Source organism: Streptomyces sp. NPDC002669, from assembly GCF_042889165.1.
Taxonomy (GTDB): Bacteria; Actinomycetota; Actinomycetes; order Streptomycetales; family Streptomycetaceae; genus Streptomyces.
The window spans coordinates 128,920-150,137 of record NZ_JBIAQQ010000019.1 but is presented as its reverse complement, the minus strand read 5'-3'; the positions used below and the strand labels follow the sequence as shown (position 1 = coordinate 150,137).

The 21,218-nt window shown below is 71.9% G+C and carries 20 protein-coding genes and 2 pseudogenes; 8 read left to right on the top strand and 14 right to left on the bottom strand.

Annotation, left to right across the window (positions count from 1 at the left end; all coding sequences use genetic code 11):
- Positions 1-45 precede the first annotated feature (45 nt).
- On the top strand, positions 46-1,650 hold the full coding sequence (locus ACFYW1_RS26140; protein ID WP_388997907.1) for an alkaline phosphatase D family protein: 1,605 nt from the start codon (positions 46-48) through the stop codon (positions 1,648-1,650).
- A 142-nt stretch (positions 1,651-1,792) separates the two neighbouring features.
- On the opposite strand, the pseudogene ACFYW1_RS26135 reads toward ACFYW1_RS26140, so the two are convergent.
- Positions 1,793-3,181 (bottom strand): annotated as a pseudogene (locus tag ACFYW1_RS26135) (glycoside hydrolase family 6 protein); the annotation flags it as partial.
- A gap of 695 nt (positions 3,182-3,876) precedes the next feature.
- Between ACFYW1_RS26135 and ACFYW1_RS26130 the strand changes: the two are divergent.
- The 3 genes and pseudogenes from ACFYW1_RS26130 (at position 3,877) to ACFYW1_RS26120 (ending at position 5,010) form a co-directional block, all read left to right on the top strand.
- A complete protein-coding gene (locus ACFYW1_RS26130; protein ID WP_388997904.1) occupies positions 3,877-4,242 on the top strand; it encodes a MerR family DNA-binding transcriptional regulator in 366 nt (121 codons plus the stop codon).
- A pseudogene (locus ACFYW1_RS26125) lies at positions 4,188-4,562 on the top strand (class I SAM-dependent methyltransferase); the annotation flags it as partial. The gene ACFYW1_RS26130 and the pseudogene ACFYW1_RS26125, both read left to right, overlap by 55 nt.
- Positions 4,563-4,623: 61 nt before the next feature.
- On the top strand, positions 4,624-5,010 hold the full coding sequence (locus ACFYW1_RS26120; RefSeq protein ID WP_388998023.1) for a hypothetical protein: 387 nt from the start codon (positions 4,624-4,626) through the stop codon (positions 5,008-5,010).
- Positions 5,011-5,130: 120 nt separating this feature from the next.
- Here ACFYW1_RS26120 and ACFYW1_RS26115 read toward each other — a convergent pair whose 3' ends face one another.
- The 5 genes from ACFYW1_RS26115 to ACFYW1_RS26095 form a co-directional block, all read right to left on the bottom strand.
- A complete protein-coding gene (locus tag ACFYW1_RS26115) occupies positions 5,131-5,289 on the bottom strand; it encodes a hypothetical protein (protein ID WP_384230573.1) in 159 nt (52 codons plus the stop codon).
- Positions 5,290-5,355: 66 nt separating this feature from the next.
- The gene (locus ACFYW1_RS26110) at positions 5,356-6,306 is read right to left on the bottom strand and encodes a cytochrome c oxidase assembly protein (protein ID WP_388997901.1); all 951 of its coding nucleotides are present in this window, start codon (positions 6,304-6,306) and stop codon (positions 5,356-5,358) included.
- 111 nt (positions 6,307-6,417) lie between these two features.
- Entirely contained in the window at positions 6,418-7,446 is a 1,029-nt protein-coding gene (locus ACFYW1_RS26105; protein WP_388997898.1) for a 6-phosphofructokinase, read from the bottom strand.
- A 143-nt stretch (positions 7,447-7,589) separates the two neighbouring features.
- Complete coding sequence (locus ACFYW1_RS26100; RefSeq protein ID WP_388997895.1) at positions 7,590-8,318, bottom strand: type 1 glutamine amidotransferase; 729 nt, start codon at positions 8,316-8,318, stop codon at positions 7,590-7,592.
- A gap of 34 nt (positions 8,319-8,352) precedes the next feature.
- Positions 8,353-9,591: a MurT ligase domain-containing protein gene (locus tag ACFYW1_RS26095; RefSeq protein WP_388997892.1), complete on the bottom strand. Its 1,239-nt coding sequence runs from the start codon at positions 9,589-9,591 to the stop codon at positions 8,353-8,355.
- Between the two features lie 114 nt (positions 9,592-9,705).
- On the opposite strand from ACFYW1_RS26095, the gene def reads away from it, so the two are divergent.
- Positions 9,706-10,254 (top strand): peptide deformylase, encoded by a 549-nt coding sequence (def, locus tag ACFYW1_RS26090; protein ID WP_388997889.1) that lies wholly within the window; start codon positions 9,706-9,708, stop codon positions 10,252-10,254.
- Between the two features lie 17 nt (positions 10,255-10,271).
- Here def and ACFYW1_RS26085 read toward each other — a convergent pair whose 3' ends face one another.
- Entirely contained in the window at positions 10,272-10,922 is a 651-nt protein-coding gene (locus ACFYW1_RS26085) for a TetR family transcriptional regulator (RefSeq protein ID WP_388997886.1), read from the bottom strand.
- Between the two features lie 173 nt (positions 10,923-11,095).
- Here ACFYW1_RS26085 and ACFYW1_RS26080 point away from each other — a divergent pair, with 173 nt between their 5' ends.
- Entirely contained in the window at positions 11,096-12,322 is a 1,227-nt protein-coding gene (locus ACFYW1_RS26080; protein WP_388997883.1) for an acyl-CoA dehydrogenase family protein, read from the top strand.
- Between the two features lie 104 nt (positions 12,323-12,426).
- Here the strand turns inward: ACFYW1_RS26080 and ACFYW1_RS26075 are convergent, their stop codons facing one another.
- From ACFYW1_RS26075 to ACFYW1_RS26065, 3 genes are all read right to left on the bottom strand, one after another.
- Entirely contained in the window at positions 12,427-12,915 is a 489-nt protein-coding gene (locus ACFYW1_RS26075; protein ID WP_388998014.1) for a glutathione peroxidase, read from the bottom strand.
- Positions 12,916-13,132: 217 nt separating this feature from the next.
- Entirely contained in the window at positions 13,133-13,675 is a 543-nt protein-coding gene (locus ACFYW1_RS26070) for a GNAT family N-acetyltransferase (RefSeq protein WP_388997880.1), read from the bottom strand.
- 69 nt (positions 13,676-13,744) lie between these two features.
- Complete coding sequence (locus ACFYW1_RS26065) at positions 13,745-14,326, bottom strand: helix-turn-helix domain-containing protein (RefSeq protein ID WP_388997877.1); 582 nt, start codon at positions 14,324-14,326, stop codon at positions 13,745-13,747.
- Positions 14,327-14,488: 162 nt separating this feature from the next.
- On the opposite strand from ACFYW1_RS26065, the gene ACFYW1_RS26060 reads away from it, so the two are divergent.
- The gene (locus tag ACFYW1_RS26060; protein WP_388997874.1) at positions 14,489-14,923 is read left to right on the top strand and encodes a hypothetical protein; all 435 of its coding nucleotides are present in this window, start codon (positions 14,489-14,491) and stop codon (positions 14,921-14,923) included.
- Between the two features lie 33 nt (positions 14,924-14,956).
- Here ACFYW1_RS26060 and ACFYW1_RS26055 read toward each other — a convergent pair whose 3' ends face one another.
- Together ACFYW1_RS26055 and ACFYW1_RS26050 are read right to left on the bottom strand one after the other, a co-directional pair.
- Positions 14,957-16,402, bottom strand: coding sequence for a DUF2252 domain-containing protein (locus ACFYW1_RS26055; RefSeq protein ID WP_388997871.1), 1,446 nt, complete (start codon positions 16,400-16,402; stop codon positions 14,957-14,959).
- A gap of 203 nt (positions 16,403-16,605) precedes the next feature.
- The gene (locus tag ACFYW1_RS26050; protein ID WP_388997868.1) at positions 16,606-17,310 is read right to left on the bottom strand and encodes a hypothetical protein; all 705 of its coding nucleotides are present in this window, start codon (positions 17,308-17,310) and stop codon (positions 16,606-16,608) included.
- Between the two features lie 67 nt (positions 17,311-17,377).
- On the opposite strand from ACFYW1_RS26050, the gene ACFYW1_RS26045 reads away from it, so the two are divergent.
- Positions 17,378-17,626 (top strand): DUF6011 domain-containing protein, encoded by a 249-nt coding sequence (locus ACFYW1_RS26045; protein WP_283850398.1) that lies wholly within the window; start codon positions 17,378-17,380, stop codon positions 17,624-17,626.
- Positions 17,627-17,658: 32 nt separating this feature from the next.
- Here the strand turns inward: ACFYW1_RS26045 and ACFYW1_RS26040 are convergent, their stop codons facing one another.
- Positions 17,659-18,531, bottom strand: a complete 873-nt coding sequence (locus tag ACFYW1_RS26040; protein ID WP_388997865.1) for an acyl-CoA thioesterase — start codon at positions 18,529-18,531, stop codon at positions 17,659-17,661.
- Positions 18,532-18,577: 46 nt separating this feature from the next.
- Positions 18,578-21,151 (bottom strand): DEAD/DEAH box helicase, encoded by a 2,574-nt coding sequence (locus ACFYW1_RS26035; RefSeq protein ID WP_388997862.1) that lies wholly within the window; start codon positions 21,149-21,151, stop codon positions 18,578-18,580.
- Positions 21,152-21,218 lie beyond the last annotated feature (67 nt).

The window sequence follows — 21,218 nt, the reverse complement described above, 5'->3', positions numbered from 1 at the left end:
CGGCTCGTACCGGACGGAATTCCGCCCGACGAAGGGACGAGTTTCATGCAGATGGACAGTGCGTCAAGTGGTACCGGAGCGTTCGGCAGACGGATGATGCTCGGCGGAACGATCGGCCTGGCCCTGGCCGCGGCCGGCGCCTCCGCGGGCAGGGCATGGGGCGACACGCCCTTCCACGAGGACCCGTTCGCCCTCGGGGTCGCGTCCGGCGACCCGTGGCCGGACGGGGTCGTGCTGTGGACCCGCCTCGCCCCCCAGCCCCTCGCCCCCGACGGAGCCGGCGGCATGCCGCCGTACGCCGTCGACGTGCAGTGGGAGATCGCCCGCGACGAACGCTTCCGGTCCGTCGTGCGCCGGGGACGCACCCGCGCGGTGCCCGAACTCGCCCACTCCGTCCACGTCGAGGTCTCCGGACTGCAGCCGGGCAGGCACTACTACTACCGCTTCCGGGCCGGCGGCGTGCACAGCCCCGTGGGGCGCACCCGCACCGCGCCCCCGCCGCACAGCCGGCCCAGGGAACTCGACTTCGCCTTCGTCTCCTGCCAGGCGTGGTTCGAGGGCTTCTACACCGCCTACCGGCACCTCGCCGAGGAGGACGTCGACCTGGTCCTGCACCTGGGCGACTACATCTACGAGAACCCCATCGACGCCATGGGCGGCGTGCGCAACGTCCCCGTCGCCGCCGAACTGCGCCCCGAGCCGATGAACCTCGTCCAGTACCGCAACCGCCACGCCCTGCACCGCTTCGACCCCGACCTCATCGCCGCCCACCGCGCCCACCCGTTCGCCGTCGTCTGGGACGACCACGAGGTCGAGGACAACTGGGCGCGCGACAGGTCCAAGGCCGACACCGAGCCCGACCAGGACCCCGCGGTCTTCCGCGAGCGGGCGGCGGCGGCCTTCCAGGCGTACTACGAGCACCTGCCGCTGCGGCTGCCGAACCGGCCGAACGGATTCCGGGCACGGATGTACCGCAGCCTGCGCTACGGGCGGATGGCCACCTTCCACATCCTCGACACCAGGCTCTTCCGCGACGACCAGCCCTGCGGCGACGGTTCCAGGAGCGGCTGCACCGACCGGCTGACCCCCGGCCGCACCATCCTCGGCCCGGAGCAGGAACAGTGGCTGTACCGCGGCCTCGGCCGCTCCGACGCGACCTGGAACATGATCTCCCAGCAGATCCCGGTGACCCAGGTCGACACCGACCCCGGCCCCGGCCAGACCTTCGTGATGGACTTCTGGGACGGCTACGTGGACGCGCGCCAGAGGCTGTTCAAGGAGATCACCGATCGCAGCGTGAACAACCCGGTGGTGCTCACCGGCGACATGCACCGGCACCTCGCCGCCGACCTCAAGCAGAACTTCGACGACCCGGAATCACCCACGCTCGGCGTGGAGTTCGTCGGCTCGTCCATCTCCACCAGCAAGGACGGCATGGACCTGGATCCCTCGGGCGCCAGGCTGCTCGCCGCCAACGAGCACATAAAGTTCACCAACTTCCAGCGGGGATACGTGCGTTGCGCGCTGACCCGGGAGACCTGCCGGGCCGACTTCCGGGTCCTGCCGTACGTGACCGCCCCCGGCGCGCCCGTCTCGACCCGGACCTCCTTCGTGACCGAGGCGGGCAGGCCCGGCCTCCAGCAGGGCTGAGCGGGCTGCGGGCCGCCCCCGCCGGGAGAGCGGCGGGGACGGCCCGGGTCCGGTCCTTCCCCCCTTCGTCGACCGCGCGAGCGACGAAGGGGGGAGGGTCGGGCGGCACGGCCGCCCGACAGGGGCGATGCGCCCGGAGTCACTCGCTCCCGCCGCCCAGCGGCGGGTAGGCGTTGCGCACCAGCTCCTGGAACTGGGCGGAGAACCAGCGGCCCGCGAGCGGGGAGTCCGGCAGGGCCCCGGACGGGTTGTAGCCGTTGCGGCCGTTCCCGGTGTACGTCGGATCGCACATCCGGTCGAAGCCCTTGCCCTCGTCGTTGTCGATGGGCCGGCTGTTGCCGTCCGACTCGCCCGGCGGCTTCGCCCAGACGTAGGCGTCGATGCCCGGCTCGGGGGCGGCGGTCGGCCGTTCGCCGATGCCCGCACCGCTCTGGTTGCACCAGTTGCCGGGGTGGATGCGCCGGTCCACCCGGCCGCCGTCGACATAGGCGTCCACGCCGGTCAGCGGGCCCGCCGAGGTGGGCCGGGCGGAGCCGCCCCAGCCGTTGCGGGCCGTGTCGATCAGCATGCCGATGTCCGGGGCGAAGCCCTGGCGCACCAGCTCGGTGCGCAACGCCTGCGCGAACGACAGCTCGTCGACGTAGTAGTTCCAGTCCACCCACTTGGACTGGCGCACCGTCGTCCCGTTCACCGTGTCGGTGACCTTGAAGTGGGGCTCCTTCAGGGCCGAGTAGTTGGCCGTGTTCACGATGAAGCCGTGCACGTCGGAGACCGTCGCCCCCTCCGTGGTGGCGGCCTTCTTGAACTCCTGCGCCGCCGGTACGAAGTTGGAGTCCCAGCCCAGCCAGCCGTGGTGGGCGGCGTCGACGTAGTTGTAGACGTTGGGGATCGCACCCAGGGTGTGCAGTGCGTAACCGACCCCCTTCTCGTAGTTGCCGTTCGCCTTCATGGTCGCGCACGCCTCGGTGGAGCCGTCCGAGCCGCCGGCGTTGGTCACCAGGTTCGGCAGCGAGTCCGGCTCGATGAGGGCGACGATGCGCAGGCCCGCGTAGGCCGGGTCGGCGAGGATGTCGGCGATGGGATCGATGTACTCGTTCCGGTACCGGTCGATCTCCGTGGGGCCGAGTTCGCCGTTGGAGGCCAGCGCGGCGCAGTCCCGTCCGGGCAGGTCGTAGACGACCACCTGGAACAGGTCGGCGCCCTGCTCCAGCGCCGTGTCGAGGTGCTCGCGCAGCCCCTTCGCGCCCCCCGTGCCCTCGATGGCCGCGATGCGGTCCATCCAGACGAACGAGGGCTCGTCGGCGATGGCGCCACCGCCCGGCTCGGCGGCGGCCCGGGCGGACCAGTCGGGGTTCACATAGGGAGTGGCGCCCGAGTAGGGGTTGTCGACCCGGGCCGCGGCCGACGCGGGCGGGGGAAGGGCGACCGTCAGCGCCGCGCCCAGTGCGAGGGCGAGCAGCGCGGCCTGCCTCCGGCGTGGGGCGGCCGGCTTTCGGAACGTCCCGTGCGAGGTGGTGCCTGGCCTTCTCATTGCGGCTCCAGTTTTCTCTCGGGTGCCCGCGGGAGGTCGGCCCGCGGACCTGGGGGGTGCCGTACCGGGGCAGCGGCTCGGGGTGCGCCGCCCCGCACCGGGCCCCGCCGGTGAGGGCGGTGGCCGTCGGTGAGTCGTGGGGGAGGAGTGCCGGAAGAGGAGCGGCGTACGGGGATGCGCGCGGTGCGAAAGGGGCCCCGGGGACGATGGAACCCGGCGTTCGGGGTGCTCCCGAGCTCGGACGCACGGCCGTCGCCGTGTGCGATTCTTGTTTGTGGGAGCGCTCCCAAGGTGGCGTGGTGATGCGCACCTGTCAAGAGTTGAAGCATGGCCGCCTCACGGTTCCGCAGCGGGCCGGGGCCGGACGGGAGCGGCCCGGCGGCACACAACCGCAGGTGAAGGCCGGTGCTCCGGGAACCGGAGAAGAGCGTTCTGCCCGTCCCCGGTCGGCCGTCCCGGGAAACGGCGATCGCCCCCTTCACCGACGGGTGAAAGGGGGCGATCGGACGAGTGCGTCCCGGGACGCCGGGGAGGGGCCGCGGTCCCACGGCCCCGGGGACCGGCGGAACCCCGGTCGGCACCGGGAGCGGTCACGGCTCCCGACCGGCTCGGGCTTCTCGGCGCCGGGACGGTCACCCGGAGCGGCCCGCGGACCGTGAGGAGGCCGGCGGACGCAGCCGGCTCTTGACCCTCACGTGACGTCAGGCCGCACAGTCGGACCCGTGGAAGATCACTGGACCGTGGGACGCGTGGCCGAGCCGGCCGGTGTGATCGTCCGCACGCTGCACCACTACGACGAGATCGGACTCGTGCGCCCTTCGGCGCGGACCGCCGGGCCTACTCGGCGCGTGACGTGGAGCGGCTTCGGGAGGTGCCGGCCTACCGGCGACTCGGCTTCGGTCTGCGCGAGGTCGCAGAACTGGTCGGCGACCCCTCGGCCGACGCGGTCGCGCACCTGCGCCGGCTGCGCGGCCTGCTGCTGGAGCGATGTGACCGTGCCGACGCCATGGTGGCGGCCATCGACAGGGAACTCGGGGCACGGGCGAAGGGACTGGCAGTGACACCGGAGAAGCAACTGGAGATGCTCGGCGCACGCCTGTACGACGCGATCGGCGGCGCCTGCACCGCGACCCGGCGTACCGATCCCCGGATCGCCGCGCAGATCCTGGACGCGCCCGGGGACGCGCAGCGGGTGCTGAACGTCGGGGCCGGCACCGGTTCCTACGAGCCCGCCGACCGTGACGTGACCGCGGTGGAGCCGTCGGCGGTCATGCGGGGGCAGCGGCCCGCCGGTTCGGCGCCGTGCGTGGCCGCCGCCGCGGAGAGCCTGCCGTTCGAGGACCGGTCCTTCGACGTCGCGATGGCCGTCTCCACCGTTCACCACTGGAGGGACCCGCGGGCGGGGCTGCGCGAGATGCGGCGCGTGGCCCCGCCGTGTGGGGGTGCTCACGTTCGACACCGACGAGCCCGGATGGCAGGACCGGTTCTGGCTCACCCGCGACTACCTGCCCGAGTTCGCCGCCGTCCTCGCGGGATTTCCCCCGCTCGCCAAGATGGCCGACGCGATCGGGGCCCGCGCCGAGCCGGTACCCGTCCCGTGGGACTGCGCCGACGGCCTGTTCGAGGCGTACTGGCGCCGACCGGGGGCGTATCTGGAGGATCGTGTGCGCCGCGCGATGTCGGTGTGGACGAGGGTCGGGCCACAGGCCGAACAGCGGGCGGTGCGAAGCCTGGGCGACGACCTCGAATCCGGCCGGTGGGCCGAACGCAACGGCGACCTCGCGGACCTCGACGCGGCAGATCTCGGCCTCCGCCTGCTCGTGTCCTGAACGGACACCGGCCGCGACCGGGGCACGCAGCGGGCCGGCCGCCCGCATCGGGCGCCGGGCCCTTCGCGGCTCCTCGGCGAATCCCCGTACGCCTCGGTCCCGGTCGCTCCCGGGACCGGCTCAGGACTCGCGCGTCGCGGCCATCCCCAGGGTGATCAGGCCGAGCACGACCCAGCCGAACCAGAGCCAGCCGCTGCTCCCCAGCGCCACCGTGTACGCGGTGACCACCACCAGGGCTCCCAGCGTGAGCACTCCCATGGTCTTCGTGGATCCGGACATGCCCGCACCCTCCTCGTCGGCCGCACGGCCGTGGAGGCCATCGTCACCCCTGAGGCGTGTCCACCGCTACCGTCCGCGCGCCTGCAAAGAGGCGAGATAAGCGTTGTACGCCTCCAGCTCCTGGTCGCCGTTGCGCTCCGCCGCACGGTCGGAGCGCTTCGCCGTCCGCTGCTCGGAGCGGTACCACTGGAAGACCAGCGCGATCAGCACCAGCACCGACGGGATCTCGCTGAAGGCCCAGGCGATGCCGCCCGCCCAGTTCTGGTCGCTCAGCGCGTCGATGCCGAGCGAGGCCGGCGGATGCTGGTACGTCTCCACCATCGGGGTGGACGCCATCATCAGCGCGATGCCGAAGAACGCGTGGAACGGCATGCCGGCGAACAGCTCCAGCATCCGCATGACGTAACCGGGCCGGTGCGGCCCCGGGTCGACGCCCATGATCGGCCAGAAGAACACCAGGCCGACCGCGAGGAAGTGCACCATCATCGCGATGTGGCCGGTCTTCGAACCCATCAGGAAGTCGAAGAGCGGGGTGAAGTACAGCGCGTACAGGCTGGCGATGAAGATCGGGATCGTGAAGGCCGGGTGCGTGATGACTCTCATGTACCGGCTGTGCAGCAGCATGAGCAGCAGCTCGCGCGGACCGGTGCGGCCGCGCCCGGCGACCGGCAGCGCGCGCAGGGCCAGGGTCACCGGGGCCCCCAGCAGCAGCAGGATCGGCGACAGCATGCTGATCACCATGTGCTGCACCATGTGCACGCTGAACATGACCATGCCGTAGTCGTTCAGCTTGGTGCACATCACCAGGGCGATGCTCAGCACGCCGACGACGAAGAAGACGATCCGGCCGACCGGCCACTCGTCCCCGCGTCTGCGCAGCCGCATCACGGCGTACCCGTACAGGGCCAGGCCCAGTACACAGCCGATGAGGAAGAACGGGTCGGCGGAGAATTGAAGCCCCCGTCCCAGCGTGAACGGCGGCAGGTCCATGTTCATGCCGTGCCCGCTGTGGTCCATCTGTTCACTCCCGCTGGGGACGTCCCCGTTTCGCGCCGGTTGTCCCGACCAGAGTAGAACCGCCCCCGGCCGCGGGTGCGGCCGGGGGCGGTCCCTGGGACGGGGTGTCGCTCAGAGCACGCACTCCGCCTCGGCGTACCGCTCCGCCGGAACCGTCTTCAGGGTCTCCACGGCCTGGTTCAGCGGCACCATCACGATGTCCGTGCCGCGCAGCGCCGTCATCATGCCGAACTCCCCGCGGTGCGCGGCCTCCACCGCGTGCCAGCCGAAGCGGGTGGCGAGCACCCGGTCGTACGCGGTCGGCGTGCCGCCGCGCTGCACGTGGCCGAGGATCACCGGGCGGGCCTCCTTGGCCAGGCGCTGCTCCAGCTCGATGGAGAGCCGCGTGGCCATGCCGGCGAAGCGCTCGTGCCCGTAGATGTCCTTGGTGCCCTGCTCGACCTCCATGGACGAGCCCGGGCGCGGCTTCGCGCCCTCGGCGACGACCACGATCGCGAACTTCTTCCCGGCCGAGAAGCGCTTGCCGACCACCTCGGTCAGCTCGTCTATGTCGAAGGGGCGTTCCGGCACCACGATGGCGTGCGCGCCGGCCGCCATGCCCGAGTGCAGGGCGATCCAGCCGGTGTGGCGTCCCATGACCTCGACGATGAGCACCCGCTGGTGGGACTCGGCAGTGGTCTTGAGCCGGTCGAGCGCCTCGGTGGCGACCCCGACGGCGGTGTCGAAGCCGAAGGTCACGTCCGTGGACGCGATGTCGTTGTCGATGGTCTTGGGCACACCGACGATCGGCAGACCCGCCTCGGACAGCAGGTGGGCCGCCTTCAGCGTGCCTTCGCCGCCGATCGGGATGATCGCGTCGAGGCCGAGGTCGGAGACGTGGCCCCGGGCCTGCTCGACGCCGCCGCGCAGATGGGCGGGCTGGACCCGGGAGGAGCCGAGGATCGTGCCGCCGCGGGCGAGGATGCCGCCGACCGCGTCGAGATCGAGCCTGCGGTAGTCGCACTCCAGCAGGCCCTTCCACCCGTCGTGGAAGCCGATGACCTCGTCGCCGTGGTCGACCACCGCGCGATGTACGACGGAACGGATGACGGCGTTGAGGCCGGGGCAGTCGCCGCCGGAGGTGAGAACACCAATTCGCATTGCCCGGGAAACCTTTGCAACGTGGGCCGACGACCGGACCCCGTCGTCCGGCTGGTTCCCCGCCACCCTACCGGCGCAGGGTGGCGGGACCGAACCGGGCGTCCACCTGCTGGAATCCGCTCAGACGAGCGAATTCGGCCTCATCAGGCGGGCTGTGTCGCGGACGCGATGCGCTCGGCGCGCAGCGCCTCGTACCAGCGGTCGTCGGTCGGCGGCAGGGCGTTCACATCGAGGGCCAGCTTCAGCAGCAGGTCCGCGATCTGCGGGTTGCGCGCCATGACGGGGCCGTGCATGTACGTGCCGAAGACGGTGTCGTTGTACGCGCCCTCGGTGCCGTCGCCGGTGCCGTTGCCCCGGCCGAGCTTCACCCGGGCGAACGGCCGTGCCGTCGGGCCGAGATGGGTGACGCCCTGGTGGTTCTCGAAACCGGTCAGCGGCGGCAGGCCGAGCTGCGGGTCGATGTCGGCCAGCACGTCACCGACGCACCGGGCCCCCTCGCCGCGGGTGGAGACCACGTCGAGCAGCCCGAGGCCGGGCTCGCGCTCGCCGAGGTCGTTGATGAACTCGTGCCCGAGGATCTGGTAGCCGGCGCAGACCGAGAAGATGATCGCGCCGTTGGACGCGGCCCGGCTGAGCCCGCCGTCGCGGCGCAGCCGCTCCGCGGCCAGGCGCTGCGGCCGGTCCTCGCCCCCGCCGATCAGGTAGATGTCGCCGGACGTCGGCACCGGCTGGTCGCTGCGCACGTCGACGCGCTGCACGTCGAGCCCGCGCTGCCGGGCCCGGCGCTCCACCACCAGCGCGTTGCCCTGGTCGCCGTAGGTGCTGAGGAGGTCGGGGTAGACCCAGACCAGACGCAGACCGTTGTTGCTCATGCTTCGTCCTCTCCGGAGGTGGCCGGGGCCGGGGTCAGTTGCCGACACGACGGCGCAGATCCTGGAAGGCGGTGTAGTTGGCGATGACCTCGATGCGGCCGGGCGGGGCCTGCTGCACGGCCTCGTCGAGGGTCTCGCAGACCCGGAAGTCCAGACCGGCCACTTCGAGGCGGACCGCCAGGTCCAGCTTGCGGTCGCCGAGCACGAAGATCGGGTGACCGGCGAGCTGGGTGTAGTCCACGTCCCACAGCCAGGAGGTGTCCGTGCCGTCCGCGCCGCGGGCGTTGACGGAGAGGATCACCGGCGTCGGCGGCGGATCGATCAGGGAGAACGTCTCCAGCCAGCCCGCCGGGTTCTTCGCCAGCAGCAGCCGCAGCTCACGGCCGAGGAAGGTCACCACGTCGTAGCGGCCGGCGACGGCCTGCACCTGGTACATCCGCTCCAGCGCGACCTGCGGCGGCACGCCGAAGACGGCGGCCACGGCTGCGGAGCTGGTGGCGTTGGCCTTGTTGGCGCGGCCGGGCAGCTGGAGCTGGATCGGCCACGCCGAGCCGTGCGGGTCCAGCACGTAGTCGCCGTGCAGCACCCAGCTCGGCGCGGGACGGCGGAATCCGCACTCGCCGCAGAACCAGTCGTCGCCCGGACGCTGCATCACACCGCCGCAGGCGGGGCAGGACCAGGCGTCGTCCTTCCATGCCTGACCGGCCGCCACCCACACCACGTTGGGGGAGGAGGAGGCTGCCCAGACGATCAGCGGGTCGTCGGCGTTGGCGACGATCACGGCCTTGGAGCCGGACAGTCCCTCACGCCACTTCTCCGCCAGCATCCGGGTCTCCGCCGCGCGGTCCAGCTGGTCGCGGGAGAGGTTGAGCAGCGCGATCACCTTGGGCGTCGTGTCGCGGGCGACCCCGGCCAGATACTTCTCGTCGACCTCGATCACGCCGTACTGCGCGTCCGAGCCGCCGGCCAGCGCCGAGGTGATGCCCGCGGGCATGTTGGCGCCGAGCGCGTTCGACACGACCGGGCCCGCGGCCCGCAGTGCCTCGGCGATCAGCCGGGTGGTCGTCGTCTTGCCGTTCGTCGCCGACACGAGGATCACGTCCAGGTGCTGCGCCAGCCGCCCCAGCAGGTCGGGGTCGAGCTTGAGCGCCACCCGGCCGCCGATCACCGATCCGCTGCCGCGCCCGGCGGCGCGCGACACCGCCGCCGCGGCCTTTCCCGCCGTCACGGCCAGCTTGGCCCGCGGCGACAGCGGCTCCGTGTTGCCTGCCATCGTCCTAGATCCTCCTTGCATCGGTCCGTGCCCAGCCTATCGATGTCCGGCGCGACGGCCGCACCCTGGCACCGCCGGAGGGGCCGTGGCCATGCGGAACGTACGATTGCGGCCATGCGAAACCGCCCGATCCCCGGCAGTTCCGGGCTGATCCGTGCCATGAGTCTGCTCGGCGATCCGGTGCTGCACGGTGCCTGCGAACCCGTCACGGACTTCGGCCCCTCGCTCGCCCGGCTCGTCGAGGACATGTACGCCACCATGTACGCGGCCGAGGGGGTCGGCCTCGCGGCCAACCAGATCGGCGTTCCGCTGCGGGTGTTCGTCTACGACTGTCCGGACGACGAGGACGTCCGCCATCTCGGACATCTCGTCAACCCGACGCTCGTCGAGGCGGACGGCATCACCGTACGCGGCCCGGAGGGCTGTCTGTCGCTGCCCGGTCTGGAGGCCGGCACCCCGCGCTTCGACCGGGCCGTCGTCGAGGGCTTCACGGTGGAGGGCGAGCCGGTGCGGGTCACCGGCACCGGCTTCTTCGCGCGCTGCCTCCAGCACGAGTGCGACCACCTCGAAGGCACCGTCTACACGGACCGGTTGACCGGACTGCGCCGTCGCAGGGCGCTGCGCGCGGCCCGCCGGGCGCCCTGGGCGCGCACCACCGGCTGAGCGCCCGTCGGCCGGCCTCAGAAGCCCGGCCCGCCGGGCCGGTCCTGCGCGGCGGACAGCCTGCCCCACAGCAGGTCCGCCAGGCTGCGCACCAACTGCTCGCGGGAGCAGGGGCGTTCGCCGAGCCACCAGTCGCCGGCCGCGTGCATCATGCCGACGATGCCGTGGCCCCAGATGCGGGCCGTGGCCTCGCTGTCCGGGCCGAGGTCCACCCGCTCGGCGATCACCAGGGCGAGTTCCTCGCCGAGCCGGCGCAGCAGCGGCGCCGAGTGCCGCCCGACGTCGAACCCCTGCTCCGTCGCGGGGACCGCGTCGTCGGCGGGGTGCATCAGGAAGCGGTAGACCTGGGGGCGGGCCTCGATCGCCGCGAGGTAGGTGTCGAGCGTCGCCTCGACGCGCTGCCGGCGCTCGGCGGGGGCGTCGAGCGCGGCGCGCAGGGCGACCAACAGGGCGTCGGTGTGCCGCTCGGCCAGGGCGCGGTAGAGGCCGCCCTTGTCGCCGAAGTGCCGGTAGAGGATGGGCTTGGTGATCCCGGCCTCCGCCGCGATGGCGTTCATCGAGGCGCCCGGACCGTCCCTGAGCACCACGCGGTCGGCGGCTTCGAGTAGCTCGCGACGGCGGTTTTCGGCCGCCGTCCGCTGGCGCTCGGCCTGTCGTGTGGTCTCCATGTGGCTTCTCCCCGCCCTGGCCGTGCCATTACGTCCTGCCTGCGCAACGTAACACTCTGCCCTGGGGAGCACGGATCGGAAGCAGTGTGGTTGACAGAGGCTACTTGTCGGTAACAGACTGCGGTTACCGCAAGTAACGAGTGGTTTTTTCACGGCAGTACGTGGAGGGGAACATGGCGGAGTTCACGCTCGAACTCAACGACGACCAGAAGCAGGTCCGTGACTGGCTTCACGGTTTCGCCGCGGACGTGATCCGGCCGGCGGCCTCGGAGTGGGACGAGCGTGAGGAGACTCCCTGGCCCGTCATCCAGGAGGCGGCCAAGGTCGGCATCTACTCCCTCGACTTCTACGCCCAGCAGTTCTTCGACCCCACGGGCCTGGGCATCCCGATGGCGATGGAGGAGCTCTTCTGGGGCGACGCGGGCATCGCCCTGTCGATCGTCGGAACGGGCCTCGCGGCCGTGGGCGTCCTGGCCAACGGCACCGAGGAGCAGATAGGCACCTGGATCCCGCAGATGTACGGCGACGCCAGTGACGTCAAGGTCGCCGCCTTCTGCTCCTCCGAGCCGGACGCGGGCTCCGACGTCGCCTCGATGCGCACCCGCGCGGTGTACGACCAGGCGAAGGACGAGTGGGTGCTGAACGGCACCAAGACCTGGGCGACCAACGGCGGCATCGCCAACGTCCACGTGGTCGTCGCCGTGGTCGACCCGGAGCTGGGCTCCAAGGGGCACGCCTCGTTCATCGTGCCGCCGAACACCCCCGGCCTCTCCCAGGGCCAGAAGTTCAAGAAGCACGGCATCCGCGCCTCGCACACCGCCGAGGTGGTGCTGGAGGACGTCCGAGTCCCCGGCCACTGCCTGCTCGGCGGCAAGGACAAGCTCGACCAGCGCCTGGCACGGGCCCGCGAGCGGGCCGCGTCCGGCGGTGAGCGGGTGAAGAACGCCGCGATGGCCACCTTCGAGGCGTCCCGCCCCGCGGTCGGCGCCATGGCCGTCGGCACCGCCCGCGCGGCGTACGAGGTCGCGCTGGACTACGCGAAGACCCGCACCCAGTTCGGCCGGCCGATCATCGACAACCAGGGCGTCGCCTTCCAGCTCGCCGACATGCGGACGCAGATCGACGCGGCCCGGCTGCTGGTCTGGCGCGCCTCGTGGATGGCGACCACCGGGAAGCCGTTCACCTCGGCCGAGGGCTCCATGTCCAAGCTGTACGCGAGCGAGACGGCGAAGAAGGTCACCGCCCAGGCCGTCCAGATCCTCGGCGGCAACGGCTTCACCCGCGAGTACCCGGTGGAGCGGATGCACCGGGACGCGGCGATCTACACGATCTTCGAGGGCACCAGCGAGATCCAGCGCCTGGTCATCGCCCGCACCCTGTCGGGCATGCCGATCCGCTGACGCTGGACGGGACGGCGGCCCCGCCCCGTCGTCGGCCGCCGGGGACGGGGCGGCCGACGGACGGGCCCGGCCGGGAAACCCTGCCGGGCCCGCGACGCAACGGGTCAGGCGGGCAGCTGGGCCTCGATGGCGGCGATGAGCTCCGGGGCCTCCGGCTCCACGCGCGGGCGCAGCCGGGCGACCGGCACGCCCGCCGGGGAGATGAGGAACTTCTCGAAGTTCCACTGGACGTCGCCCGCCTCGCCGTCCTCGTCCGCGAGGGCGGTCAGCTCGGTGTAGAGCGGGTGACGCCCCTCACCGTTCACCTCGGTCTTCTCCAGCAGCGGGAAGCTGACCCCGTAGGTCGTCGAGCAGAAGGTCCGGATCTCCTCCGCACTCCCCGGCTCCTGGCCGGCGAACTGGTTGCACGGGACGCCGAGCACGGTGAAACCGCGGTCCCCGTACGTGTTCTGGAGCCGCTCCAGCCCCGCGTACTGCGGGGTGAGCCCGCACTTCGACGCGACGTTCACCAGCAGGACCGCCCGCCCGTCGTAGTCGGCCAGGGAGGTGGGTTCGCCGGTGAGGGTGCGCAGGGGGATGTCGTGCAGCGTCATGAGGGCCTCCTCGTAGGTGTGGCTACCGGCGGTCATTGTCGCGCCCCCGGCCGACCGGTACGAAATCGGCGGCGGGGCCGTTCGAATCCCGCGCACGCCGCCGACCTGCGGGAGCCCGGCCCCGCCCCGGACGGGGCGTGCCCCCGACGGGCGACCCGTGACCGGATACGGACCGGGCCGCCGGACTCCCGCGCCCTGCCCGCCGGTTCGGCGCGGTCTATGCCGTCGCCCCCGGCCGGGCGGGCCCGATGGCCTTGTAGTAGAGCGTCGTCGGCTTCAGGGTCCCGGACGGGTCGCCCGCGTAGTCCGGGATCGAACCGCACCGCGTCCAGCCCGCCGAACGGTAGAGCCGCTCGGCGGGGCTGCCGCTCTCGGTGTCCAGGACCAGCAGCGTGACGCCCGCCTCGGCGGCCGCCCGCTCGGCGGTGTCGAGCAGCGACCGGCCGAGCCCCCGGCCGCGGGCCGACGAACGGACCATCAACTTGGCCACCTCCGCGCGGTGACGGGCGTTGGGCAGCCGGGCCCGGGCCAGCGTGACGGTTCCGGCCACCCGCTCCGCGTCGAGGGCGATCCAGACCTGGAGGAGACCGGCGTCGACGGCCTCGGCCCGCTCCCGCCACCAGGCGGCGGCCACGTCCCGGTCCAGCGGCGCGAGGAAGCCCACCGACGAACCGCCGTCCACCGCGTCCATCAGCAGGGCGGCCAACTCATCGGCGTAGGTGACCAGTTCGGGGCCGGAAGCACAGACGATCCCGGTCATGGGCGGAGTCCTTTCATGGGGTTCACGGGTGCCGCGGACTTCTTCCCGGCCGTCGGGGCCGTCAGGCCGTCACGGCAGGACGATCATCAGCGCGTAGCGGACCGGCTCCGGCCCGGGGCAGTGGAAGTGCGAGGGGCCGCGCAGGCGGAAGCGGAGGCAGTCGCCGCTGCGCACCGTGTGCGCGGTGCCGTCGACGGTGATCTCGACCGTCCCCTCCAGCACCCAGACGTGCTGCTCCGTCCCCGGCACGGGCGCGTCCTCGTAGGCGATGGCGGCCCCCGCGTCGAGGGTGCCCTCGACGACCTCCGCGCGCAGACCGGCGTGCGGCGGCGAGACCGACCGGCGTACGAAGCCCGACGCCTCGTCCCGCCACACCGGCTGCCGCGCCGCGGGGACGAGTTGCGGGGCCTCCGCCTCCACCTCCAGCAACAGCCGGGACATCGTCCGTCCGTAGACCGTGCACAACGTGTTGAGCAGGGACGCCGTCGGGCTCAACTCGCCGCGCTCCAGCCGGGACAGCGAGGAACGGCTCACCCCGCTGCGCCGCGAGAGCTCGTCCAGCGACCAGCCGCGCTCGGCGCGCAGCCCGCCCAGCCGGGCGGCGAGCCGGGCATCGACGGAGTCGGGCTCCATCTCCTCGGGTTCTCCCATACTGGAGACAATATCCTGGAATTGAGACGGACCGTGCCGTGGCGGCGCCGCGCGCCCCGGCCGTTCTGCCGAACGGGTGGCGACGTGCCAGGCTTGTTCGGGGGAGGTCCCGGTGGCCCGACCCGGGCCTGCCGGGCTGCTCTGCTAACCGAGGAGGTCGCAATGGCCAGCACCGGCCACGCACCGAGAGCGGCGCCGGGCGCCGCGAGTTCGCGCCACCCCTTCCGGTTCGGCTGGACCGCTTTCGCGGCGGTCCTGATGATCTTCGGCGGGGCGATGACGATCTTCGAAGGCATCGCCGCCATCGCCAAGGACGACGTGTTCGTGGTCGCGCGCGACTACCTGTTCCGGTTCAACCTCACCGGCTGGGGCTGGATCCACCTCATCCTGGGCATCGTCATCCTCATCGCGGGTTGCGCGCTGTTCACCGGCGCCGCCTGGGCGCGCGTCGTCGGCATCGTGCTCGCGGGACTGTCTGCGCTCGCCAACTTCCTGTGGCTGCCCCACTACCCGTTCTGGGCGCTGGTGCTCATCGCCATCAACGTCTTCATCATCTGGGCCCTGTGCGCGGACCCGTACAAGGAGGGAACCACTTAGGACCCTTCGTCCGGATCGGACCGGCCGGGCGTCTCAGGACGCCTCGGCCGCCGGGAGCCGGCCCGCGTGCACCGCGTCGACGAGTGCCCGGTGGTCCCGCTCGTTGAGGTCGGCGTACTTCTCGGCGAAGCGCGCCACCGCCCGGTCGAACGCGGGCCCGCGCCCCAGGTACGCGGCGATGGCGATCCGGTCCCCGGACCGCGCGTGGGCCCGTGCCAGCGTGGCGCCGCACACCTCGCCGAACACCCGCATGCCGGACGGCACCATCTCCTCCGGCTCGGCGATCCCCTTCCAGTCGCGCAACTGGCGCACGTAGAAGTCGCGACGCCGGCCGTCCAGCCCCTCCACCCGCTCCCAGCCGAGGAAGATGTCGCTCGCCGCCTGCATCATCCGCTGGCCCGAGACCACGCGCTCGCCCTGGTTGTCGCAGGAGGAGGCGCCGACATGGGGCGCGAGGACCGAGACGTCGGCCTCCTTGGCCTGGAGGAGGAGCGGGTCGTCACCGTCCCGGCCGAGCATGAGGATGATCCAGCAGCGCGTGCCGACGCTGCCGACGCCGACCACCTTGCGCGCCATGTCCACGAACCGGAAGTCCGAGAGCAGGGCCCGCCGGTCCGACGGCAGACTGTGTCCGTAGCGCGTGATCAGCCCGCGGAACAACTCCTGCAGCGCGTCGCGCTCGACGTCCGGGAGCAGATCGGCCACCGGCACCAGCAGCGGCGGGTCCGCCACGATGCGCGGCCGCCCGTCCACCGTCCCGGTGAGCTTGCCGAACGCCTGCAGACTGTCCCGGGTACGGGCCTTCGCCGCGGCCCGGTCCAGCTGTTTGCGGCCGCGCTTCGCCAGCTGCCCGGACGCCAGCTCCTTGAGCCGGTCGATGTCGATCCGCGCGTACCAGACGTCGAGATTGCGCATGCCGGCGAACCGGTGCATCGACTCCCGGTACGACCTCAGCGTGGTGCGCACGATGTCCGCGCGCTCCCCGTCCGTGAAGCCGTTCGCGCGGCCCGCGATGACGAAGCTGGTCGCCAGGCGCTTGACGTCCCACTCCCAGGGGCCGGGCAGCGTCTCGTCGAAGTCGTTGATGTCGAACAGGAGGTTCCGTTCCGGCGACGCCAGCAGCCGGAAGTTCAGCAGATGGGCGTCCCCGCACAGCTGGGCCCTGATCCCGCTGTCCGGGGTGGTGGCCAGATCGGAGGCCATGATCGCGGCGGCGCCCCGGTAGAAACGGAACGGCGACTCGATCATCCGCCCGTAGCGGATCGGTACGAGTTCGGGCACCCTGGCGGCCGACTGGGCCTCAAGGATGCCCAGCGGATCGGGCCGGTGGGCCGGTGGCTCGAACTCGGCGTGGCTCGACCGCGGGGTGTTCCGCCTGGCCGCCTTCCCGCGGGCCGCCCGCTGCTCGGGCGTCGCGTGCGGTGCGATCCGCAGCAGCCGGTCCGGGGTCTGGGGCGTCGAGCCCGGGTCCTGGGGCATGGGACCCTCCTGCCACTGTACGGGCGCCGCGCCGTACGGCGCCGGGGAACGGGGCCGCGGGACGGCTGCCTTCCCGGCAGGTGCCGCGGGCCCCGAGTCCGATCATCGCGGTTCGACGGGCTTCCGGCATTCCGGGCCTCCCGGCCCGGGAACGCCGCACGCCCGGTCGGCACGACGACGCCCTCGGGGCGGTACGGCCCCGCTCAGTTCCGCTTGTCGTCCCAGGGCGTGCCCAGCCAGCTGTCGAAGGTGGGTATCAGCGCCGCCAGCGCGGCCGCCAGCCGCCAGTCGACCCAGGACGCGTGGACGTGGACCTCGTTGCCGTCCGAGAGGAACTCCAGCGGAACCTCCCGGCCGGCCCGCCAGATGATGCGACGCGGCCCACGCGCCACATCGCCGCCCCCGCTCAGGAGACTGCCCACCCCGATGGCCGTCTGGACGGGCAGCAGCAGCCACCACACGAACCACCAGAAGATCCGGCCCTTGAAACCGACCGCCTCCGGGCAGCCGGGCTGCGCCACCGCCCACCGGGTCCGCAGCCCCTTGCCGGAGAGGGCCTTCTCCCGTACGAGCCTGCCGATCGTCTCGCCCCCCGCGCCCAGCACCCGGTAGACGCAGACGCCGTCGGACACGGACTCGGTGACCAGCGTGGCCAGCCGGTTGCGGCGTTCCGGGTCCGCCCACAGCACGAGGGAACGGGCCCCCGACTTGCGGGCCGCCAGATACGCGGGAACGCCGCCCGGCGGCAGCTCGCGCTCCACGTGCGCCACCTCCCGGCGCTTGCCGTCGGTCCCGTCGGTCGCCTTGATGACATGACCGACGGGCGCGGCAGCCCCCGAGGCCGCGGCGCTCGCCCCGCCGCCCTTCTCGGGCTGGATCACCGGCTTCATCGCCAGCACGTGGCTCACAGGGAACCCCCTCCGTCGTGTGCTCGGAAGTCGCACAGTAGACGGGCGCTCTGGGAAGATCGATTCCGTGGTGTCCGCCGAACTCTTCCCCGAGCCCCTCCCCGCCCCGGCCCCCGGCGCCGAGCCCGCCCCCGGGGACGGCCCGGCCGCCCGGCGACGGGTGGTGCGCTGCCGCCTGTGCGGCCGCCCGCTCACCGGCACCGAGTCGCGCCGCACCGGACTCGGCCCCGCCTGCGACGCCAAACTGCACCCCGCGCCCCCGGACATCCGCACCCGCCGCCACGAGGTCGAGCAGGACCCGCTGCCCGGCGTCTGAAGCCCCGCGGCCCGGCGCCCGAAGAAGTACGGCTACGAGCCCAGGGCCCGGAACAACCCCTCCTGCACCACGGACACCAGCAGATTGCCCCCGCGGTCGTAGATCCGGCCCCGGGCCAGCCCCCGGCCGCCGGTCGCGATCGGCGACTCCTGGTCGTACAGGAACCACTCGTCGGCCCGGAACGGCCGGTGAAACCACATCGCGTGATCCAGGGACGCCATGTCGAAACCGCGCGGCCCCCACAGCGGCTCCACCGGGATGCGGACCGCGTCCAGCAGCGTCATGTCGCTCGCGTACGTCAGTGCACAGGTGTGCACCAGGGGGTCGTCGCCCAGCGGGCCGACCGCCCGCATCCACACCGCGCTGCGCGGGTCGGAGCCCTTGACCTCCTCCTTCGTCCAGCGCAGCCGGTCGACGTACCGGATGTCGAAGGGCTGCCGCCGGGCCATCCGCTCAAGGGCCTCCGGCAGCACGCCCAGGTGCTCGCGCACCTCGTCGGCGACGGTCGGCAGCCCCTCCGGATCCGGGACCTCACGGGCGGGCGGCAGCTGGTGCTCGAACCCCGCCTCCTCCGGCCGGTGGAAGGACGCCGTCAGATTGAAGATCGTCCGGCCCTGCTGGACGGCCGTGACCCGGCGCGTGGTGAACGACCGGCCGTCCCGGACGCGCTCCACGTCGTAGACGATCGGCACCCCCGGCCGCCCCGGACGCAGGAAGTACGCGTGCAGCGAATGGACCGGGCGGTCGCCCTCGGTGGTCCGGCCGGCCGCGACCAGCGCCTGCCCGGCGACCTGCCCGCCGAAGACCCGTTGCAGGGACTCCTCGGGGCTGCGACCCCGGAAGATGTTGACCTCGATCCGCTCCAGGTCCAGCAGGTCGACCAGGCGCTCGGCGGGGTTCGTCATGCGGTTCGTCTCCACTCTCGCTGCGGTGTCTCCACGGCGGACGCCCTCACAACTGGCCCACGGAGGTGACCTTGACGACGGCGCGGCCCTCCTCGTCGGAAGCGGCCAGGTCGATCTCGGCGCTGATGCCCCAGTCGTGGTCGCCGTTCGGGTCGGCGAATGCCTGCCGGACCCGCCACACCCCGTGCGCCGCGTCCTCCTCGATCCTCAGCAGCTTCGGACCACGGGCGTCCGGGCCGGTGCCCAGCTCGTCGTACTCGTCCCAGTAGGCGTCCATCGCCTCGCCCCAGGCGTCCTCGTCCCAGCCCGCGTCGCCGTCCAGCTCGCCGAGCTCGCCGACCCGGTCCAGCGCGGCCAGCTCCACCCGGCGGAACATCGCGTTGCGCACCAGCACCCGGAAGGCGCGGGCGTTCGCCGTCACCGGCTTCACCTCGTCGGCCTTCTCCTGCGCCTGCTCGGCCGTCTCGATCTCCGGGTTGGCCAGCTGCTCCCACTCGTCCAGGAGACTGGAGTCCACCTGGCGCACCATCTCGCCGAGCCAGGCGATCAGGTCCTCCAGGTCCTCGGACTTGAGGTCGTCCGGAATGGTGTGCTCCAGCGCCTTGTACGCGCTCGCCAGATAGCGCAGCACGATGCCCTCGGTACGGGCCAGCTCGTAGTGCGAGGTGAACTCGGTGAACGTCATGGCGCGTTCGTACATGTCACGGATCACGGACTTCGGCGACACCGGGTGGTCGCCCACCCACGGGTGGCTCCTGCGGTACACGTCGTACGCGTGCCACAGCAGCTCGCTCAGCGGCTTCGGGTACGTGACCTCCTGGAGCAGCTCCATCCGCTCCTCGTACTCGACCCCGTCCGCCTTCATCTGCCCGACCGCCTCGCCGCGCGCCTTGTTCTGCTGCGCCGCGAGGATCTGCCGCGGGTCGTCCAGCGTCGACTCGACGACGGAGACCATGTCCAGCGCGTACGAGGGGGAGTCCGGGTCCAGCAGGTCGAACGCGGCCAGCGCGAAGGTGGACAGCGGCTGGTTGAGCGCGAAGTCCTGCTGGAGGTCGACGGTGAGCCGGACGATGCGGCCCTCCGCGTCCGGCTCGTCGAGCTGCTCCACCACGCCGCCGTCCAGCAGCGAGCGGTAGATCGCGATGGCCCGGCGGATGTGCCGCAACTGCGCCCGGCGCGGCTCGTGGTTGTCCTCCAGCAGTCGCCGCATCGCCTCGAAGGCGTTGCCGGGGCGCGCGATCACGGACAGCAGCATCGTGTGCGTGACCCGGAAACGGGAGGTCAGCGGCTCCGGATCGGACTGGATCAGCTTGTCGAAGGTGGTCTCCGACCAGGCGACGAAGCCCTCGGGGGCCTTCTTGCGGACCACCTTGCGCTTCTTCTTCGGGTCGTCGCCCGCCTTCTTGACGGCCTTCTCGTTCTCGATGACGTGCTCGGGCGCCTGGGCCACCACGAAGCCCGCCGTGTCGAAACCGGCCCGGCCCGCCCGGCCCGCGATCTGGTGGAACTCCCGGGCCCGAAGCGTCCGCACCCGGGTCCCGTCGTACTTGGTGAGCGCCGTGAACAGCACCGTGCGGATGGGGACGTTGACGCCGACACCGAGCGTGTCCGTACCGCAGATCACCTTCAGTAGACCTGCCTGGGCGAGCTTCTCCACCAGGCGCCGGTACTTCGGCAGCATGCCCGCGTGGTGCACCCCGATGCCGTGCCGCACGTAGCGGGAGAGGTTCTTGCCGAACTTGGTGGTGAAGCGGAAATTGCCGATCAGATCGGCGATCTTCTCCTTCTCCTCCTTGGTGCACATGTTGATGCTCATCAGCGACTGCGCCCGCTCGACGGCCGCGGCCTGGGTGAAGTGCACGATGTAGACCGGCGACTGCCGGGTGTCCAGGAGCTCGGTGAGGGTCTCGGTGATCGGGGTCAGCCGGTACTCGTAGCTGAGCGGCACCGGCCGGGTCGCCGAGCGGATCACGGAGGTGGGACGGCCGGTGCGGCGGGTCAGGTCCTCCTCGAACATCCGGACGTCGCCGAGCGTGGCCGACATCAGGACGAACTGGGCCTGCGGAAGTTCCAGCAGCGGAATCTGCCAGGCCCAGCCGCGGTCCTGCTCGGCGTAGAAGTGGAACTCGTCCATCACGACCTGGCCGATGTCGGCGTACTTGCCGTCGCGCAGCGCGATGGAGGCCAGCACCTCGGCCGTGCAGCAGATCACCGGGGCGTCGGCGTTGACCGAGGCGTCGCCGGTGAGCATGCCGACGTTCTCCGTGCCGAACAGCTTGCACAGGTCGAAGAACTTCTCCGAGACCAGCGCCTTGATCGGCGCGGTGTAGAAGGTGACCTTGTCCTGGGCCAGCGCGGTGAAGTGCGCGCCCGCCGCGACCAGGCTCTTCCCGGAGCCGGTCGGGGTGGACAGGATCACGTTCGCACCGGAGACCACCTCGATCAGCGCCTCCTCCTGGGCCGGATAGAGGGAGATGCCCCGGCTCTCGGTCCATGACGAGAAAGCCTCGAAGAGGGCGTCGGGGTCGTCGGTCGGGGGCAGCTGATCGATAAGGGTCACGCCCCCATCTTGCCTGCCTTCCGCCCGGATGAGGGAACCGGACGACCGTATGAAGATCATGGGCGATACGCTGCCCACTCAACTCGGCCGTGCCACAACGGCAAACGGCGGCAGGACGATTTTGGGG

Excerpts from the sequence above, each read along its gene's own strand:
- ACFYW1_RS26140 (WP_388997907.1), top strand. The coding sequence starts at position 46 with ATGCAGATGGACAGTGCGTCAAGTGGTACCGGAGCGTTCGGCAGACGG.
- ACFYW1_RS26115 (WP_384230573.1), bottom strand. The coding sequence starts at position 5,289 with ATGTCCGGATCCACGAAGACCATGGGAGTGCTCACGCTGGGAGCCCTG.
- ACFYW1_RS26110 (WP_388997901.1), bottom strand. The coding sequence starts at position 6,306 with ATGGACCACAGCGGGCACGGCATGAACATGGACCTGCCGCCGTTCACG.
- ACFYW1_RS26105 (WP_388997898.1), bottom strand. The coding sequence starts at position 7,446 with ATGCGAATTGGTGTTCTCACCTCCGGCGGCGACTGCCCCGGCCTCAAC.
- ACFYW1_RS26100 (WP_388997895.1), bottom strand. The coding sequence starts at position 8,318 with ATGAGCAACAACGGTCTGCGTCTGGTCTGGGTCTACCCCGACCTCCTC.
- ACFYW1_RS26095 (WP_388997892.1), bottom strand. The coding sequence starts at position 9,591 with ATGGCAGGCAACACGGAGCCGCTGTCGCCGCGGGCCAAGCTGGCCGTG.
- def (WP_388997889.1), top strand. The coding sequence starts at position 9,706 with ATGCGAAACCGCCCGATCCCCGGCAGTTCCGGGCTGATCCGTGCCATG.
- ACFYW1_RS26085 (WP_388997886.1), bottom strand. The coding sequence starts at position 10,922 with ATGGAGACCACACGACAGGCCGAGCGCCAGCGGACGGCGGCCGAAAAC.
- ACFYW1_RS26080 (WP_388997883.1), top strand. The coding sequence starts at position 11,096 with ATGGCGGAGTTCACGCTCGAACTCAACGACGACCAGAAGCAGGTCCGT.
- ACFYW1_RS26075 (WP_388998014.1), bottom strand. The coding sequence starts at position 12,915 with ATGACGCTGCACGACATCCCCCTGCGCACCCTCACCGGCGAACCCACC.
- ACFYW1_RS26070 (WP_388997880.1), bottom strand. The coding sequence starts at position 13,675 with ATGACCGGGATCGTCTGTGCTTCCGGCCCCGAACTGGTCACCTACGCC.
- ACFYW1_RS26065 (WP_388997877.1), bottom strand. The coding sequence starts at position 14,326 with ATGGGAGAACCCGAGGAGATGGAGCCCGACTCCGTCGATGCCCGGCTC.
- ACFYW1_RS26060 (WP_388997874.1), top strand. The coding sequence starts at position 14,489 with ATGGCCAGCACCGGCCACGCACCGAGAGCGGCGCCGGGCGCCGCGAGT.
- ACFYW1_RS26055 (WP_388997871.1), bottom strand. The coding sequence starts at position 16,402 with ATGCCCCAGGACCCGGGCTCGACGCCCCAGACCCCGGACCGGCTGCTG.
- ACFYW1_RS26040 (WP_388997865.1), bottom strand. The coding sequence starts at position 18,531 with ATGACGAACCCCGCCGAGCGCCTGGTCGACCTGCTGGACCTGGAGCGG.
- ACFYW1_RS26035 (WP_388997862.1), bottom strand. The coding sequence starts at position 21,151 with ATGATCTTCATACGGTCGTCCGGTTCCCTCATCCGGGCGGAAGGCAGG.